16 protein-coding genes and 1 other annotated feature are annotated in these 18,202 nt (G+C 36.7%); of the genes, 12 read left to right on the top strand and 4 right to left on the bottom strand.

Annotated elements, in window-relative coordinates:
* Window positions 1-14: 14 nt before the first annotated feature.
* The 3 genes from fabF to ACIGHG_RS02130 all read left to right on the top strand — a co-directional run bounded on the left by fabF (window position 15) and on the right by ACIGHG_RS02130 (window position 3,146).
* Complete coding sequence (fabF, locus tag ACIGHG_RS02140; protein ID WP_336472186.1) at window positions 15-1,253, top strand: beta-ketoacyl-ACP synthase II; 1,239 nt, start codon at window positions 15-17, stop codon at window positions 1,251-1,253.
* Window positions 1,254-1,339: 86 nt separating this feature from the next.
* A complete protein-coding gene (locus ACIGHG_RS02135) occupies window positions 1,340-2,128 on the top strand; it encodes a DUF2268 domain-containing putative Zn-dependent protease (RefSeq protein ID WP_336472185.1) in 789 nt (262 codons plus the stop codon).
* A 271-nt stretch (window positions 2,129-2,399) separates the two neighbouring features.
* Window positions 2,400-3,146, top strand: coding sequence for a YjbA family protein (locus ACIGHG_RS02130; RefSeq protein WP_396546941.1), 747 nt, complete (start codon window positions 2,400-2,402; stop codon window positions 3,144-3,146).
* 306 nt (window positions 3,147-3,452) lie between these two features.
* Here ACIGHG_RS02130 and trpS read toward each other — a convergent pair whose 3' ends face one another.
* Both trpS and ACIGHG_RS02120 read right to left on the bottom strand, forming a co-directional pair.
* Entirely contained in the window at window positions 3,453-4,442 is a 990-nt protein-coding gene (gene trpS / locus ACIGHG_RS02125; protein WP_336472183.1) for a tryptophan--tRNA ligase, read from the bottom strand.
* A 128-nt stretch (window positions 4,443-4,570) separates the two neighbouring features.
* Window positions 4,571-4,787, bottom strand: a binding site (T-box leader).
* Window positions 4,788-4,832: 45 nt separating this feature from the next.
* On the bottom strand, window positions 4,833-5,207 hold the full coding sequence (locus ACIGHG_RS02120) for a DUF3899 domain-containing protein (protein WP_396546939.1): 375 nt from the start codon (window positions 5,205-5,207) through the stop codon (window positions 4,833-4,835).
* A gap of 491 nt (window positions 5,208-5,698) precedes the next feature.
* Here ACIGHG_RS02120 and opp3b point away from each other — a divergent pair, with 491 nt between their 5' ends.
* The 5 genes from opp3b to ACIGHG_RS02095 all read left to right on the top strand — a co-directional run bounded on the left by opp3b (window position 5,699) and on the right by ACIGHG_RS02095 (window position 11,612).
* Window positions 5,699-6,628 (top strand): oligopeptide ABC transporter permease, encoded by a 930-nt coding sequence (gene opp3b / locus ACIGHG_RS02115; protein WP_336472182.1) that lies wholly within the window; start codon window positions 5,699-5,701, stop codon window positions 6,626-6,628.
* Window positions 6,625-7,641, top strand: coding sequence for an oligopeptide ABC transporter permease (opp3C, locus tag ACIGHG_RS02110; protein ID WP_336472181.1), 1,017 nt, complete (start codon window positions 6,625-6,627; stop codon window positions 7,639-7,641). The genes opp3b and opp3C overlap by 4 nt, the downstream gene beginning before the upstream one ends.
* 20 nt (window positions 7,642-7,661) lie before the next feature.
* The gene (locus ACIGHG_RS02105; protein WP_396547189.1) at window positions 7,662-8,705 is read left to right on the top strand and encodes an ABC transporter ATP-binding protein; all 1,044 of its coding nucleotides are present in this window, start codon (window positions 7,662-7,664) and stop codon (window positions 8,703-8,705) included.
* Window positions 8,698-9,633, top strand: a complete 936-nt coding sequence (locus tag ACIGHG_RS02100; RefSeq protein WP_336472179.1) for an ABC transporter ATP-binding protein — start codon at window positions 8,698-8,700, stop codon at window positions 9,631-9,633. Before ACIGHG_RS02105 ends, ACIGHG_RS02100 begins: the two co-directional genes overlap by 8 nt.
* Window positions 9,634-9,971: 338 nt before the next feature.
* On the top strand, window positions 9,972-11,612 hold the full coding sequence (locus tag ACIGHG_RS02095) for a peptide ABC transporter substrate-binding protein (RefSeq protein ID WP_336472178.1): 1,641 nt from the start codon (window positions 9,972-9,974) through the stop codon (window positions 11,610-11,612).
* Between the two features lie 43 nt (window positions 11,613-11,655).
* Here ACIGHG_RS02095 and ACIGHG_RS02090 read toward each other — a convergent pair whose 3' ends face one another.
* The gene (locus ACIGHG_RS02090; protein ID WP_090915838.1) at window positions 11,656-11,859 is read right to left on the bottom strand and encodes a hypothetical protein; all 204 of its coding nucleotides are present in this window, start codon (window positions 11,857-11,859) and stop codon (window positions 11,656-11,658) included.
* Window positions 11,860-12,287: 428 nt separating this feature from the next.
* On the opposite strand from ACIGHG_RS02090, the gene spx reads away from it, so the two are divergent.
* On the top strand, window positions 12,288-12,683 hold the full coding sequence (gene spx / locus ACIGHG_RS02085; protein WP_090915839.1) for a transcriptional regulator Spx: 396 nt from the start codon (window positions 12,288-12,290) through the stop codon (window positions 12,681-12,683).
* A 256-nt stretch (window positions 12,684-12,939) separates the two neighbouring features.
* Here the strand turns inward: spx and ACIGHG_RS02080 are convergent, their stop codons facing one another.
* Window positions 12,940-13,608 (bottom strand): TerC family protein, encoded by a 669-nt coding sequence (locus ACIGHG_RS02080; protein WP_336472177.1) that lies wholly within the window; start codon window positions 13,606-13,608, stop codon window positions 12,940-12,942.
* Window positions 13,609-14,270: 662 nt separating this feature from the next.
* Between ACIGHG_RS02080 and mecA the strand changes: the two genes are divergently transcribed.
* The 3 genes from mecA to ACIGHG_RS02065 all read left to right on the top strand — a co-directional run bounded on the left by mecA (window position 14,271) and on the right by ACIGHG_RS02065 (window position 18,017).
* A complete protein-coding gene (gene mecA, locus ACIGHG_RS02075) occupies window positions 14,271-14,945 on the top strand; it encodes an adaptor protein MecA (protein ID WP_336472176.1) in 675 nt (224 codons plus the stop codon).
* A 75-nt stretch (window positions 14,946-15,020) separates the two neighbouring features.
* Window positions 15,021-16,565 (top strand): cardiolipin synthase, encoded by a 1,545-nt coding sequence (cls, locus tag ACIGHG_RS02070; protein ID WP_090915845.1) that lies wholly within the window; start codon window positions 15,021-15,023, stop codon window positions 16,563-16,565.
* Between the two features lie 210 nt (window positions 16,566-16,775).
* Window positions 16,776-18,017, top strand: a complete 1,242-nt coding sequence (locus tag ACIGHG_RS02065) for a competence protein CoiA (protein ID WP_396546936.1) — start codon at window positions 16,776-16,778, stop codon at window positions 18,015-18,017.
* The last annotated feature ends 185 nt before the right edge of the window (window positions 18,018-18,202 follow it).

The following is an 18,202-nucleotide window of genomic DNA, read 5'->3' as shown; positions in this document are numbered from 1 at the left end:
GGAGTGTATTTTGTATGGAAAAAAAGCGTGTTGTAATTACAGGATTAGGAGCAGTTACTCCAGTTGGAACGGATGTAGAAACTGCTTGGGAAAATATTAAAAATGGTGTATCTGGAATTGGACATCTTACACGCTTAGATGCAGATCAATTTCCTGCGAAAGTAGCCGCGGAAATTAATGACTTTGAAGTCGAGAAATATATTGATAAGAAAGAAGCGCGTCGTATGGACCGCTTTACACAATATGCAGTAGCAGCGGCAAAAATGGCTGTGGAAGATGCAAAGCTAGAAATTACAGAAGAAAATGGGCCGCGCATTGGTGTGTGGGTTGGATCCGGAATCGGTGGTATGGAAACGTATGAAGAGCAGTACAAAGTTTTTTATGAAAAAGGCGCACGCCGCGTTAGTCCATTCCTCGTACCAATGATGATTCCTGATATGGCTGCAGGCCAGGTGTCCATTGCATTAGGTGCAAAAGGGATTAATACATGTACAGTGACAGCTTGTGCATCCGGTGCAAATTCTATTGGTGATGCATATAAAGTTATTCAGCGCGGAGATGCAGATGCGATGATTGCAGGCGGAGCAGAAGCACCGTTAACAAATATGGCGGTTGCTGGATTTTGTTCAGCTAAAGCATTAACATTTAATGAAGATCCAGCAACTGCTTGTCGTCCGTTCGATAAAAATCGAAGTGGATTCGTAATGGGAGAAGGAGCAGGAATTCTTGTATTAGAAGAATTAGAGCATGCGTTAGCACGTGGTGCACATATTTATGCTGAAATCGTTGGATACGGAGCAACAGGTGATGCGTTCCATATTACGCTACCAGCTCCTGGCGGTGAAGGCGGTGTGCGTGCGATGCGTCAAGCGTTAGAAGAAGCGGGTCTTCAGCCAGAAAATATCGATTATATTAATGCGCACGGCACAAGTACAGAAGCGAATGAAAAATATGAAACGATGGCAATTAAAGAAGTATTTGGCGAGCATGCATATAAAGTAGCGGTAAGTTCAACAAAATCAATGACAGGACATTTATTAGGTGCAGCTGGTGCGGTAGAAGCAATTATATCTGTGAAAACAATTCAAGATGGCGTTGTTCCGCCAACAATTAACTATGAAACACCAGATCCAGAGTGTGATTTAGATTGTGTACCAAATAAAGCAAGACAACAAAAAGTACGTGCTGTATTAAGTAACTCATTAGGTTTCGGTGGACATAACGCAGCATTAGTATTTAAAGAATATAAATAAAAAAAAGTGCAGATGAAAATCTGCATTTTTTTTATGCTTTCTTTCGTTTCGTTGCATATGTATGGAACGAAAGGAGAGTGGGAGAGGTGGGAGTGATTCAAACGGCGGTGTGGATGAGTAAGTATTATCAGGAGCCAGAAAAAATTTGTGAGAAGTTTACAAAGTATATTCCGCTTCAGAAAGAAGCGTTATATCGGTTTCTTGTTTCAAAAGGAATGTTTCGTCCGGTAGTAGGTGGTGAGGAAGAAATAGGCGTATTGCAAAAAGAACGAGTATGGGAGCAATTGGCGATAGAATATAAAAAACTGCAGCAATGGTTAAAAGGACCTGATATACCGGTATTTATTTTGTTATCAGATCCGTATAATCGAACTGTTCAACGAGAATATAACGGAAAAGCGGGATTAGCAATGCGAAATGCTTTGTTTTTGTTTGTGAGTTCACAAAATTCGATTGCCGAGTTAAAGGCATTGCTTACTCATGAATATCATCATATATGTCGAATTCATGCAAATGAGAAGGGAGAAGAAGCGTATACCATTTTGGATACAATGATGATGGAGGGATTGGCAGAACATGCGGTGTATGAACGGCACGGGGAAAGTTACTATGCTCCGTGGGTGTCTTATTATAAGAAAGACGAGGCAATTATGTTTTGGCATCGGTTTATACAAAAAAAGCGGGGGATACAACGAGGGACACGCGAGCACGATACATTGCTAAATGGACGAGGATTTTATCCAAAAATGCTTGGATATGCTGTGGGATTTCATATTGTAAAAGATTGTGTAGAGCATAAGAAATGGAACACAACTTCTTTATTAGAAATGGATGCTAAAGCTATTTTAGAGGGAGCATTGTCTTTTGACTCATAAAAATTGCTAATCTGTTTATCCTGTATGAGTCTACACCTTAAAATTCCGTGAGAAGTAAAGCCTAGTTGGCCATCAGTGAAGGATGAAGAACAATTCCACTGATGGCTTGTTATTTGCTGCAAAAATCTAATGAAAGTTTTACTGTTAAGCATGAAAGATAGAGGATTATGAAGAAATTAATTAATAAGAATATATTTCCTCAATTGGAATAAATTTTACGAAAGATGACCATAATGAGATATACAAACAGTTGTGAAGTGAGGGGTAAGCAATGTTATATCTGCATGATGTATGGGTAAATTGGTTTGAAGGTGAAGAAAACGGGTATAACGTCTGTCATTTCTATGAATGGCGGAAGGATGATACGATCGAATTGTTAGATCAAGTACCATTAGTAAAAGTAGATTCCACATTATATCATTACATCGAGAACGAATTGCTAGAGCTTCCGCAAAAACTATTGGAAGACGTACATCATAAGGCGTATATTCGAAAAAACCATGAACGACTGCAGCAAGAGTATTGCTTTGTTGTATCAGATGGAAAAGGAATAATTGCGATTGATACAATTGGATACAATATTCCAATACGTAAAAGCCGACTGATTCCAAGACAAGAGCAAATGGTGTATGAAATGGTAGAAAACGTACAAGCAGAAACATATGATTTTGAAATGGAATCGCAGCAAAAGGAACATCATATTTTATCACCTTCCCCGCATATGATGAATGGGTTAACACGGAAAGAACGACAATTAAAACAACTGCTCTTTATGGCGCTAGACCAGCTACATACAACGAAAAATCCAGCGGAGATTCGCTATTGGTATACAGAATGGGATCCAGCAGCATATCCAGCTGTACAACATCTACCGTTTGAAGAAGTGTGGAATCGCTTATATGACGAAGCGAAGCACGGATGGTCAGGTAAACATGAACAGCTTTGTGAGCGACTTGTAAGAGGACAACCGTTCTTTGAAAAGTTGTGGGAAATGGAAAATGAGCAAAAGGTAAATTAAAAGGAATGATCCAAAAGGTGCGTAGGTGCCTTTTAGGATCATTCCTTTTTTTGTGTCCGCTAAGATATCGGCGGAAGTGATGTGTTTATCGGCGATATTTACGATATATCGCCGATTCGACACGAAATAAAGATTCTTCGACAAAATTCGTCATGAGAGTGAGCGAGCCGCATCCGCTTTTCTCTTGTCCAGCTCCAGCGGCTAGAATGGTCGGTGGCTTCGCGCCTTCCTGCGAGGTAAAAAGCACCTCTACGTCAGGAGCTCCATCCCCCTTCCATTCTGAGCGAGCCGCTTGCGCTTTTCCTCTTATCTTCGTTTTCTGCTTAACCCCATTGCGTTTTCGATTTTACGAAGTTGCTTCATTGCGACGCGGTTTGCTTTTTCGGCCCCCTGATCAAGGATTTCGTCTAATTCAGGAGAGTTAATAAGTTCATTGTATTTGTCTTGAATTGGACGAATTGCTTCTACAACAACTTGCGCTAAGTCGCCTTTAAAGTCGCCGTATCCTTTGCCTTCGTACGCTGTTTCTAACTCTTCAACTGTTTTCCCTGAGAAAGAAGAGTAGATTGTTAACAAGTTTGAAACACCTGGTTTATTTTCTTTGTCAAATTTTACGATGCCGTCTGAATCGGTTACAGCACTTTTAATTTTCTTTTCAATTGTTTTTGGATCGTCAAGTAAACTAATCATCGATTTTGGATTTGGATCAGATTTACTCATTTTTTTCGTCGGCTCTGTTAATGACATAACGCGAGCCCCTACTTTTGGAATGCGAACTTCTGGAATTGTAAATACTTCGCGATAACGCTTGTTAAAACGCTCTGCTAAATCGCGTGTTAACTCCATATGTTGTTTTTGGTCCTCTCCAACTGGAACAATCTCTGTATTATATAGTAAAATATCTGCTGCCATTAATGGCGGGTATGTTAATAAAGCAGCTGGAACAGATTCTCTTCCGTTTGATTTATCTTTATATTGCGTCATACGTTCTAATTCACCGACATATGCAGTGCATTGCATAATCCATCCAAGCTGAGCGTGTGCTGGAACTTCTGATTGTACAAATAATGTAGATTTTTCTGGATCGATGCCACATGCTAAGTATAGTGCTGCTAGACTGCGAATGTTTTTACGAAGCTGTACTGGATCTTGCGGTACAGTAATTGCATGTTGATTTACAATGCAGAAATAGCAATCGTGTTCATTTTGCAGTTCTGTAAACTGCTTCATTGCTCCTAAATAGTTACCAAGTGTAATTGTTCCGCTTGGTTGAATGCCTGAAAAAATAACTGACATATCATTTCCTCCTTGAAAAGTTGTATTGTTTTTAGTTTTTCATATTTTCGTCTAGAACCCTAACGTTTTGTGGTTTTGAACGAGCCGCTTGCGCTTTTCGAATACAAAAAAGCCCATTCATCCCTAAAAGTAGGGACGAATGGACCGCGGTACCACCCTAATTATTTTGCGAAAGCAAAATCTCTTTATCCATTGTAACGTTGGATGTGACGCCAAAGCCTACTCCTGAAACGTTTCGGTTTGGTGCTCAAAAGCCCATTCCATATTGTACAATTACTTGTTCTCACCAACCACAAGCTCTCTGAAATTGCCTCAATATGTACTCTTCTTTCTCATTGCATACGTATAAAATTGTTGTACTATTATAACACATGATAAATCGTTTGCAAATTATTTAATAGCGAAACCAATAATTGTTGATAATGCTCCTAATATGATACCAGTAATGACGATAGGGTATGTCCATGTAAAGGAATAAGTTCGATATAATATTTCTTTCGGATCGCGTTCTTCTTCTCCTTCAATTAAAGATTCAATCTTTTTATTGGATCGACCTAATTTTTTAAAAGCATACATTGTTACATTGAAAAAACCGCGTTGAAATAGAAATACAAATCCTCCGATAATAATGAAGAGTAAAGCGATATAAAACATAATATTAATAAAATACAACAAAAAAGAATTGGAAAATATAGCAGCATATGCGCCAGAAATCGCAATTGAGACTCCTGTTAGTATACTAATACGTGAAAAAAGTGTATTCAAATGCTTCCCCTCCGCAAAATATTACTAGAATTATTATACTATAAAAGTTATAATATGTACTATAAAGAATTTTTAGAAAAATATATATAATTTTGCATTTTCCTTTAATTAGATAACTTCAATGTTAAGTCCTGTCTTTACAAAATATATATAAAATACACTGTAAATTAAAAATTTTAACAAAAAAATAAAAAATTATATTCACAATCGTCGCATTATATGTATAATGAAAATTGTAGAAACTTGGAGATTATTCTTTTAATTCTAATTTTTACAAATGAAGGTACATAATGCGCAATTAGAGAACCTGATTTGCTAGATTTAATCTCATATTTAAATAGGTTTATTACAAATGGTAGTAATAATGTAATTTATTCCATCGTTTTCAAGGGTATATGCCTATGATGGGCGTATGCTCTTATTTTTAAAGATAATAGTAAGAATATTTTAAACTATCTTATTGCTTTTGAAAAAATGGGGAGGTGCTATTTATGGGACGTTATACATTACAACGTTTCGCGTACATGATCATTACATTATTTTTAATCACAACTTTAACATTCTTTTTAATGAAGTTGTTGCCAGGTTCTCCGCTTAAAAATCAGGAGAAATTATCACCAGCACAAAAAGAAATCATTTTAGAAAAATATGGATTAAATGATCCGCTACCAGTGCAATATGTGCATTATATGAAAAATTTAGTTCAAGGGGACTTGGGGGTATCATTCCAGTATGATAACCGTCCAGTAACAGATATGATTGTTGGCCGCATTGGTCCATCTGCACAATTAGGTTTTCAAGCGATTGTTTTAGGAACTATTATTGGATTATTATTAGGTATTGTTGCAGCACTTCGTACGAACACGTGGGCTGATTACGGGGCAACGTTCATTTCGGTACTCGGAATGTCTGTACCTGCATTCGTTTTTGCGGCACTACTACAATATTATGTAGCAGTAAGAGCGGGCTGGTTACCGGTAGCGTTTTGGAAAGGGTTTGAATATACAATTCTTCCAACAATTGCATTGTCGGTATCTGTAATAGCTACAATAGCTCGTTTTGCACGTACCGAATTAATAGAAGTTATGCAAGCAGAGTACATTTTAACAGCAAAAGCAAAAGGGATTAGTCAAGGTGTAATTATTGTAAAACACGCACTGCGAAATGCTCTTATTCCGATCATTACGATTTTAGGCCCAATGGTTGCTGCTTTAATGACAGGAACACTTGTTGTTGAGCAAGTATTTGCTGTACCAGGTTTAGGGGAACAGTTCGTTAAGTCTATTCCATTAAACGATTATACAGTTATTATGGGTACAACAATGTTCTATAGTGCAATTTTCATTCTTGTTATCTTTATTGTCGATGTACTATACGGTGTAGTTGATCCTCGTATTCGTTTAGCGGGAGGGAAAAAATGATGAAAGATGTACAAAAAATATCGCCAGATTTATTTCAACCAGCAAATCGCAGCAATACGGATAATGAAGTTATTGCCCGTCCGAGTGTAAAGTTTTGGGAAGATGTAAGAAGACGTCTGTTTCAACATAAAGGCGCAGTTTTTGGAATGATTATTCTTGCTTTAATTATTCTGCTAGCGATTTTTGGTCCGATGATGAGTAAATATTCTTATAAAGATCAAGATTTAGATCGTGCAAAAGTACCGCCGAAAATACCGGTTTTAGAGAAGATCCACTGGCTGCCTTTTGATGGTGTAGACCAATATGGTGTAGATCAGTATGAGAAACGTGATATTAAAGAATATTTCTGGTTTGGTACAGATGATCTTGGCCGTGACATTTGGACAAGAACGTGGGAAGGAACACGAGTATCTTTATATATCGCATTATTAGCAGCAGCAATTGATTTAGTTATTGGGGTTGCATATGGTGGTATCTCCGCATTCTACGGAGGCCGTGTTGATAACTTCATGCAGCGTTTCGTTGAAGTATTAAATGGTATTCCGTACTTAATTATCGTAATTTTAATGGTAATTGTAATGGATCCTGGTATTCTATCAATTACATTAGCGATGACTCTTACAGGATGGATTGGCATGTCACGTATTGTGCGTGGACAAGTGTTGAAAATGAAAAATCAAGAGTACGTATTAGCATCACGCACACTTGGAGCAACAAATACACAATTAATTGTAAAACATTTAGTGCCAAACTTAATGGGATCTATCATTGTTATGACAATGTTTACAATTCCACATGCGGTATTCGGAGAAGCTTTCTTAAGTTTCATTGGCCTTGGAATTCAGCCGCCATTAGCATCATTAGGTTCTTTAGTAAGTGATGGGTATAAGTCAATTCAAACATATCCACATATGATGTTTATTCCAGCGACTGTAATTAGTTTGTTGATTTTAGCATTTAACTTATTAGCAGATGGTTTACGTGATGCATTAGATCCAAAAATGCGTAAATAAAGAAGAAAGGAGAGGGAATGATGAAAACTTTGTTAGAAGTAAAAGATTTACAAGTTTCATTCGACACACATGCTGGTGAAGTACAAGCAGTGCGCGGAGTTACTTTTGATTTGAAAAAAGGAGAAACGCTAGCAATTGTGGGGGAATCTGGTTCTGGTAAGTCCGTTACATCTAAAGCGTTGATGGACTTAATTCCAAAGCCGCCAGGGCGCATTAAGAACGGAGAAATTATTTTTGACGGTCGTGATTTAACGAAGCTGTCTGAAAAAGAAATGCAACAAATTCGCGGAAAAGAGATCGCGATGATTTTCCAAGATCCAATGACGTCGTTAAATCCAACGATGACAATTGGTAATCAAATTATGGAAGGTCTTATTAAACATCAAGGAATGAGTAAAGCTGATGCGCGTAAAGTTGCGTTAGAGCTTATCGATCTTGTAGGAATTCCAAATCCAGAGGCACGTCTCAAGCAATATCCGCACCAATTTTCAGGTGGGATGAGACAACGTGTTGTTATTGCGATGGCGCTTGCTTGTAATCCGAAATTATTAATTGCCGATGAACCGACAACTGCGCTTGATGTAACAATTCAAGCACAAATTTTAGAGCTAATGAAAGACATTCAGCAAAAAACAGAAGCGGCTATCATTTTTATTACGCATGATTTAGGTGTTGTTGCCAATGTAGCGGACCGCGTAGCTGTTATGTATGCAGGGAAAGTTGTAGAGATTGGAACAGTTGATGAAATTTTCTATAACCCGAAACATCCGTATACATGGGGATTATTAGCTTCTATGCCAAGTTTAGAAGGCGGGGAAGAAGAGTTATATGCAATTCCAGGAACGCCGCCAGACTTATTAAAGCCGCCAAAAGGTGATGCATTTGCAGCGCGTAATCCACAGGCATTAAAAATTGACTTTGAAATGGAACCACCTTTCTTTAAAGTAAGTGATACGCATTATGCAGCAACGTGGCTGCTTCATGAACAAGCTCCAAAAGTGGAGCCACCTGAAATTGTCCAAAGACGTATTCGACAAATGAAAGCGGGTGAACAGCATGACTAATAATCGTGAAAAATTAATTGAAGTAAAAAATGTAAAACAATATTTTAACGTGAACGGCGGAGTTGTAAAAGCGATTGATGATGTTACGTTTGATATTTACCGCGGAGAAACATTTGGACTTGTAGGAGAGTCTGGTTCTGGTAAATCAACAACGGGAAGAACAATTATTCGTTTATATGACGCAACAGCAGGAGAAGTATTGTTTGACGGGGAAAATGTACACGGTAAGAAATCACGTGCTGAATTAAAGAAATTTAACCGTAAAATGCAAATGATTTTCCAAGATCCATACGCATCATTAAATCCGCGTATGAGCGTTGGAGATATTATTGCAGAAGGAATTGATATTCACGGTCTTGCTAAAAACAAAGAAGATCGGATGAAGCGTGTGTATGACTTACTTGAGACGGTTGGTTTGAACCGTGAGCATGCAAGTCGTTTCCCGCATGAATTCTCTGGTGGACAACGTCAGCGTATTGGAATTGCAAGGGCGTTAGCTGTAGAACCGGACTTTATTATCGCCGATGAGCCGATTTCGGCACTTGACGTGTCAATTCAGGCGCAAGTGGTTAACTTATTGAAACAGCTACAAAAAGAAAAAGGTTTAACATACTTATTTATTGCCCATGATTTATCGATGGTAAAATACATTAGTGATCGCATCGGTGTTATGTATCACGGGAAAATCGTGGAACTTGCAACGAGTGAAGAGTTATACGAGCATCCAATTCATCCGTATACAAAATCACTACTATCAGCAATTCCGCTTCCAGATCCAGATTATGAGCGTAATCGTAAACGTATCGTATACGATCCGTCTCAGCATCAATATGGTAATGAAGTGCCGGAAATGCGCGAAGTTCGCCCAGGACATTTCGTTCTTTGCTCAGAGGCTGAGTATAAGAAATATAAAGAAATCTATCAATAAGAGAAACCGAGCACATGGAAAATGTGCTCGGTTTTTTGTTTTTAGAAGAACACTTAACAACAAAGAGAGAAAGCATAGTATTTTGTACAAAATATATATCATAAAAATCCTACAATTATATTCAGATAATTTAAATAAGTTAAAAAATAACAAAAAATCAATAAATACATTGATGTTAAAACGAGGAGAAGGTATAAAATGTTAACAGAAAATTTTCATAAAATAGAAAAATAAATATACAAATAATCAATTTGTATGTATAATATGAATTGTTAGAACTTAATCACTTTTTATTATTTTCAATGAAAGATCTAACATTTTGGAGGAGGGTATAATATATGAAGAAAAAGGTGCCGGTGCTACTTGCATCAACATTGACAGTAAGCATGATTCTAGGGGGATGCGGATATTCAAAAGATGATTCGCAGGCGAAAGCAAAAGGGGACACAAGTAGTGCGAAGCAAGTAATCAATATGGTTGAAACAACTGAGCTTCCAACGATGGATACAACATTAACAACAGACGCAGCATCTTCAAGCGTAATGAACAATGCAATGGAAGGGTTATATCGTCTTGGAAAAGATCAAAAATTAGTTCCAGGTGTTGCCGAGTCGTATGACAAATCAACAGATGGAAAGAAATATACATTTAAATTACGTAAAGATGCAAAATGGTCAAATGGGGACCCTGTAACAGCAAAAGATTTTGTGTATTCTTGGCAACGAGCAGTAAATCCAGATACAGCTGCAAAATCTGCTTACATTATGTTTGATGTGAAGAATGCAGAGAAGATCAATATGAAACAATTGCCAGCAGACCAATTAGGTGTCAAAGCAGTTGATGATTATACATTCGAAGTAGAACTAGACAATCCAGTTCCGTATTTTGTAAATTTAACAGTATATCCGCTGTTCTTCCCGCTTAATGAAAAATTCGTAAAAGAACAAGGTCAAAAGCATGGGCTAGAAGCAAATACAACATTATATAATGGTCCATTTGTATTAAGTGAATGGAAACATGAGCAAAGCTTCCAATTAAAGAAAAATCCATCTTATTGGGATAATAAAACAGTTAAATTAGAGGAAATCAACTATAATATCGTAAAAGAGACAGGAACAGCGGTAAATTTATATGAAACAAAAGCAGTTGACCGTGTTCTTTTATCAGCAGAATTTGTAGATAAATATAGAAAAGATAGCGGTTTTAAAACGACAAGTGATCCAACAGTATTCTTCTTACGTTTAAATCAAAAGAATCCTGCTTTAGCAAATAAAAATATTCGTAAAGCGATTTCTCTAGGGTTTGAACGCAACGGTATGATAAATACAATGTTGAATAACGGTTCAAAAGCAGCTGGCGGCTTAGTTCCAGAAGACTTTGTTAAGAATTCTGACGGGAAAGATTTCCGTAAAGAAAATGGAAAGCTTGCAAAAGTGGATCTGAAAGAAGCGAAAAAGTATTGGGAAGCTGGTAAAAAAGAGCTTGGAAAAGACACAATTGAATTAACGTTATTAAACTCTGATACAGAATTAGCGAAGAAAATTAGTGAGTTTTTAAAAGGTGAATTAGAAAAGAATTTACCAGGCTTAAAACTAAATGTGAAAGTACAACCTTTTGCACAAGTGTTAAAGTTAGAGAGCAGTGGTGATTATGATATCTCATATAGCGGTTGGGGACCAGACTACCCAGATGCAATGACATTCCTTGATTTATTTGTAACAAACGGTGCACAAAATAAAATGGGCTATTCAAATGCTCAATATGATGAACTGATTACAAAGGCTAAGAAAGAAGGATCTGATGTAAAAGGACGTTGGAATAATCTTTCGAAAGCAGAAAAAATCCTATTCGATGATGCGGCGATTGCACCAATCTATCAACGTGGAAGAGCATTTTTAGAGCGTGAAACAATAAAAGATCTTTACATCAATAAATATGGTCCAGAGCTAAGCTTTAAATGGACTTCTGTAGGAAAATAATACGCATGAAAAAAGAAGCAGGATTCGAATCCTGCTTCTTTTTTTAATACGTATGTTTTTTATAAATTCCCTTACCGCCAACTTGATTCCAGCCAGTTTGCACTTCGGCAGATTTATTTACGAATTTCATTTTGTCTTTGCGGCCAAACAATTTTTCGCCGATCCCATTTGTTACAACCCCAATAGTTGCGGTGATCCCAATGACTAATGCTGCAACGATTACAAAATCAAGAAAAAAAGCTCCCATATGTAATCCCCCTTTGCACAAGTATAGTTATATTGTATGTTGAAAAAGACAAAAAAAAAAGAATTGTTTGATAAAAAGAGTGTATTTGTGTAGACGGCGGGAAAGTAGTTTGATAAAATAAATCAAGAACAGACGTTCCTTTGTTTTCTTGTATACATACTTTTCTTACAAAATGCACATCTTTTGCATAACTTTTATGTATATTATGAAGAAAAATTATTGTATATTTCTCTTCTGTTCTATTGTATAATGAATTATAGAAGTTACTTATTTAAAGTAATTATTTTTTTAGAGAAGTTCGCTTACAGGTTTAGAAGTTCTTTATTTTTAGATAAGTAATCATGAGTAATACAAAATTTGTTTGAATGTAATTATAAAAATGTGAAATAGTACAGAATTTGTACTCTTTTAAGGAGAGTGAGTAATGTATGGTAACACTATATAGTTCTCCAAGTTGTACGTCTTGTAGAAAAGCGAAATTATGGTTAGAGGAAAACCATATTCCTTATACAGAACGTAATATTTTCTCTGATCCATTATCGATTGAGGAAATTAAAGAGATTTTACGTATGACGGAAAGCGGAACAGATGAGATTATTTCAACTCGTTCTAAAATTTTTCAAGAATTGAATATTAATTTAGAATCTTTACCTCTTCAAGATTTATATAAGCTTATTCGCGATTACCCAGGTATTCTTCGTCGTCCTATTATCATTGATGAAAAACGCCTGCAAGTTGGTTATAACGAAGATGAAATTCGTCGTTTCTTACCACGAACAGTGAGAACGTTCCAATTGCGAGAAGCGCAGCGTCTTGTAAATTAATATAATATGCAAAAGGAACTGATTCCCTCTCCTGTTTTAGCAGGATGAGTGAATCAGTTCCTTTTCATTTTGTACGGAGGATATACTGTACATTTCGTCAAACGACCGATATTTTACAGAAATCCATTTTGATTTTTCAACATATATGTAGCTGCTATGCATGGCCAGATGCTCTCGTCCCCCTAAAAAGAAATGGGGTTTTTATTTGTATTTATAGCAGACAGCAAAAGTCTGATAATAATCAATGATAAATAGTTCAAGTATTTCGCAGCTTTACTTGGTTTACAACAATTCCAACTAGTAGCACCGTAATCATAAAAAGAAAGGGAATGCTTGCCGTGAAAAGTGGTTTTGTCTCGAAAAATGATCTAAGATTTTCTTCATGTGTTACCATGCTGCCTGCTGTGTAAGCTAAGATTGTAGCGCCGATATAGACGAGAAGAGGAAATCTTTCCATGCATAATAAAATAAGCTTACTTCCCCAAATAATAATAGGAATAGAAATGAGTAATCCGAGAATAACTAATGTAATATTTCCATGAGAAGCTCCTGCGATTGCAAGTACATTATCAAATCCCATAACAAGATCTGCGAAAACGATTGTTCGCACAGCTTGGAATAATGTTGTCTTTGCCTTAATACTAGAAAGATCATGGCTGTTATCTGTAAGCAGATTGATTGCAATGAAAGTGAGTAAAATGCCACCTGCTAATTGCAAAAAGGGAATATTAAGTAAATAAACGGCCATTATTGTGAGTAGGATACGTAATATGATGGCTAAACCAGTGCCTAAAACAATAGCTTTATTCCGTTCTGTCTCTGGTAAGTTTCGACTAGCGAGTGCAATGACAATTGCGTTATCGCCGCCTAATACAACATCAATACCAACGATTATAAAGATGGATGTGAGAAAGTCTAAATCCATTCAGTTTGCCTCCATTTACTCAGTCCTAATAGAGAGAAATATCGTCTATTAGGAGCGGATTTGTTTTCAGTCACGTCATAGGTAAGAGATATATGGACAGCCGATGTATTTGTAAGCTTGTTTCGTTTACATCATATGCAGGAAAAAAGAATATAGGACAATCATTTCCGGTGATAGCATGTCCAATGTTTTTTCTGAAATAAGAAGAGGGAATCCATTTTAACTTTCGACTCTATTAGTTGATGCTACGAAGAAACAACATGACCGCTGTGATGCTAGGCCAGATGCTCTCGCCCATAAAAAGAAAGTATTTTAGTTCGGTTTTTGATTTTCAACATATAAATCGCGGCTATGAAGAAAAAAGGTGCTTTGCACTCGCTATCTCCCTTTGTTTTAAATCCCGCCCGTGGCAGAAAAAGGCCTTGACCGCTCCTATGCATGGTCAGAAGCACTCGCCTAACTAAAAAAAGCGTTTTTTTCAATTTGTATGTATATATTGAATGAGAAATTAGGTAAATGACTGTTTTTTTGGTAAATAAGGTGATTTTATTTCCATTCTGGTGCATCTTATCATAAAATGAGAGTACAAGATTCTAATTTTTTTGTAATATGATTGGGGAGTCCCTTCATAACCATTCCAAATAGGAAGGGAAAGGTGCATTATGGATATTGAAAGAGTTAATGATCATACGATGAAATTTTATATCTCGTACATTGATATAGAAGACCGTGGATTTAACCGTGAAGACATTTGGTATAATCGCGATAAAAGTGAACAATTATTTTGGGAAATGATGGATGAAGCGCGTGACCATGATGACTTTTTTATAGACGGGCCGCTTTGGATTCAAGTGCAGGCACTTGAAAAGGGAATTGAGGTACTTGTAACGAAAGCACAGCTTTCGAAAGACGGACAAAAATTAGAATTACCAATTGGTCTTGATAAGATTATCGATATTCCTTTAGATGAGCGAATTGAATCGTTATTTGAGCAGGAATTAGAAGAGGCAGAAGCAGGAGCAATTTTTAACGAAGATGGTACATTCGGTTTTTTAATTAAATTTGACGACTTTGAGCATGTTATTTCATTAAGTCATCGACTTATATTTGAAGAGATAAAAGATGAATTATATTCATTTGAAAACCGCTATTATGTATATGTCGAGTTTGATGAGGTAGTGCACGATGAAGAGGAAATTGACCGTATTTTAAGCGTGATGTTAGAATATGGCGAGGAATCCGCTTTAACAATTCATCGTGTTCGTGAATATGGAAAGCAAATTGTTACTGAAGGGGCACTTGAAACGATTCGTCATCATTTTTCTCCTGGAATGTAGGCCGATTTCCTTATAATGAAATCGGCTTTTTAAATGCACATATACGAACCGTGATTGTAAGTAAGGAGGGCGGATATGAAAAATACGTTGAAGCTATTGTTCTTTTTAATTGGTTTATTTGTGGTATTTATTTCGTTGCGTCTATTTATTGATGTAGCATTTTATTCAGATGTAATTGGTATTAAAGATATTTCGTTTTTAGGAATTTTAAGTATTTTATTTACAATATCAGGGTTTCTAATTGGTTTTGTCATTTTTTTGGAAAATCGTCATCCCTCGAAAACACTAACTTGGTTAATTGTACTTGGCATTTTTCCGGTAATCGGTTTTTTTGCATATCTTCTGTTCGGACAAAATTTTCGAAGGAAACGAATGTTTCAAAAGAAAGCGCTTTTAGACGAACAAGCATTTTTACAGTATAAAGGGCATGAGTACGATCAAGATCGTATATTGAAAAAGCATGAACATCAAGAATTGTTATTTCGGTTAGCTGATCGTTTAGGGGCATTAAATATTTCCTTTCATACGGAAACGAAAGTATTAACAAATGGGAAAGAGACATTTCAAGCTATTTTAGATGGATTGAAAAAGGCAAAGCATCATATTCATATGGAATATTATATTGTGCGTGATGATAAAATTGGTACAAAAATTAAGGACATTCTTATTCAAAAAGCAAAAGAGGGTGTAAGCGTTCGATTTTTATATGATGCTGTAGGGAGTTTTAAACTTTCAAACACATATATTGAGGAATTGAACAATGCCGGTGTTGAAATGGTTCCGTTTTTTCCTGTACGTTTTCCTATTTTAAACGACAAGATTAACTATCGAAATCACCGGAAAATTATTGTTGTTGACGGAAATGAAGGGTTTGTTGGCGGTTTAAATATTGGGGACGAGTATTTAGGAGAAAATAAATATTTTGGTTTTTGGCGAGACACTCATTTGTATTTACGAGGCGAAGCTGTGCGAAGTTTACAACTTATCTTTTTACAAGATTGGTTTTATATGACGGGGGAAGCTGTATTAACTCCTGATTATTTACAGGCGGATGTTGTAAAAGGGGATGAACAGGGAGGTGTGCAGCTCGTTGCAGGCGGACCTGATAATAAGTGGGAAACGATTAAGCATTTATATTTTGCAATGATTGCCTCGGCACGAAAATCAATTTGGATTGCAACGCCATATTTTATTCCAGATGATGATATTTTATCAGCATTAAAAGTAGCGGCCTTAGCAGGTATTGATGTTCGATTGTTAATGCCGAGCAAACCGGATAAGAGGACGGTATTTTATGCGTCACGTTCTTATTTTCCAGAATTATTAGAGGCAGGCGTCAAGATATATGAATATGAAAAAGGATTTCTACACAGCAAGGTTGTGATTGTTGATTCTGATTTGGCGTCAATTGGAACGGCAAATATGGATATGAGAAGTTTTCATTTGAATTTTGAAGTGAACGCTTTTTTATATGATACAAACAGTATTCGCAAACTTGTGACCGATTTTGAAAAAGATTTGCAGGTGTCGAATGAAATTCATGTCGATCGTTTTAATAACCGTCGTCTTGTGATGCGGATTGTAGAATCGACATACCGTTTATTATCTCCGTTACTTTAAAGGCTCATGGAAATGAGTCTTTTTTGTATCCCGCTACTTTAGGGCAGTATCTTCTAGTGTCTCAAGACGAAAAAACTGCCCGTAAGAGCCCGATTGGTGAGAGCTTTCCTTCAGTAGGAAAAGGCGCCTACTGAAGGAAGTTTCACTTTATCTGGGCAGGAACTCGTTTGTTATTGTCGAATAGTCCATACGGAAGAAAGGAGTGATTCTATGTTTGTTGCGAAGAAAGAAAATGGAGAAGAAATTCATCTTCTTCATGGATGGCAGGAAAAGCAGCTTATGATGTTACGGGAGAACGAGCGCTTTTTCTGTCCCATTTGTCATTACGAAGTACAGTTGAAATTAGGAAAACAAAAGCAGTGGCACTTTGCACATAAGAAATCACATAGCTGTAAAGTTGAATTTGAAAATGAATCGGCGTACCATTTGCGGGGGAAAGAGCAGTTATACAGATGGTTTCAGTCACAAGTTTGTTCAATAAAGATAGAACACTATTTACCAGCGATTCAGCAGCGGCCGGATTTGTTTGTAACAATTGATAATCGGCAAATTGCAATTGAATATCAATGCGCAACTTTATCAGAGAAGCAGTTGTTAAAGCGAACAGAAGGGTATTGGAAAGAAGGGATTCAAATATTATGGATTTTAGGAGGGAATCAATTCAAACGTCACGGGGCATATTGGTTGTCGCTATCCTCTTTTCATTCCTGCTGTGTGCAATATTGTCCAAATCCATATCTCCTCTATTTTTGTCCTAATGTAAAAGCTTTTTTCAAATGTAATCTTCTTTTACCTTTTTCCTCGTCGATCGTTTTTTCACATGCAATTTATTTTCCTCTTCCTATCACTACATTCAAAACCCTTCTTACAACATCACCTATTTCCATTGAACGTTTAGAAAAAGAGTGGATGAATAAAAAACAGCGCTTCCGAGCAAATGGCATTCATATGTGGAAGCAGGGGGAGCGTTCTTTTTTAGAGCTTCTTTATGAGAATCGTATATCTCCTTCTTGTTTTCCTGCTGAAATAGGTGTTCCGTTACCATCGCTTTTGGCATTTCGTACGCATTCTTTCATATGGCAAGCTTATATTTTAATTGAGCTACTGGGAAAATTTGCGGTAGGAGAATATTTTTCATTGCATACTGTTTTTCAGTATGTGGAACGACATAGGGGGATTCGTAGAAGGTCCCTGCCATATTTTCCGCAAATATTTTGGCAGCAAGCAGTGAGAGAATATATGCGATTTTTATGTGTAATTGGGGAAATTGAGCAAGTTGATGTTTACAAATATCGAAAAATACGTTATTTTTTTGTTCCTAAAACAGAAGAGGAAGTGCAGAAATTTGATCGCTTATTTTTAACAGAGGCTCTTATGCTTTTGGAAGCAAAGTACAACATGAGTAAAGTGAAAACGGATATAATAGAAAAGTACCCAGAAGGAATTACATAAGAAGAATCGAATTGTACTATATAAATACGAATTGAAAGAACAGCATAAAACCCTTTCCTTTTAGGTGAACGAGAGCATCTGGCCGTGCATAGCAGCGGTCAAGGCCTTTTTCTGCCATGGGCACGATTTAAAACAAAAGGAGAAGGCAAGTAGCGATCATGTTGTTTCTGCATAGCGGCGACTTG

Origin of the sequence: Bacillus sp. NPDC077411 (genome assembly GCF_044543425.1) — a bacterium.
In the GTDB taxonomy this organism is placed as follows: domain Bacteria; phylum Bacillota; class Bacilli; order Bacillales; family Bacillaceae_G; genus Bacillus_A; species Bacillus_A bruguierae.
The sequence above is the reverse complement of the archived record's forward strand: the minus strand, read 5'-3'. Positions and strand labels throughout refer to the sequence as shown.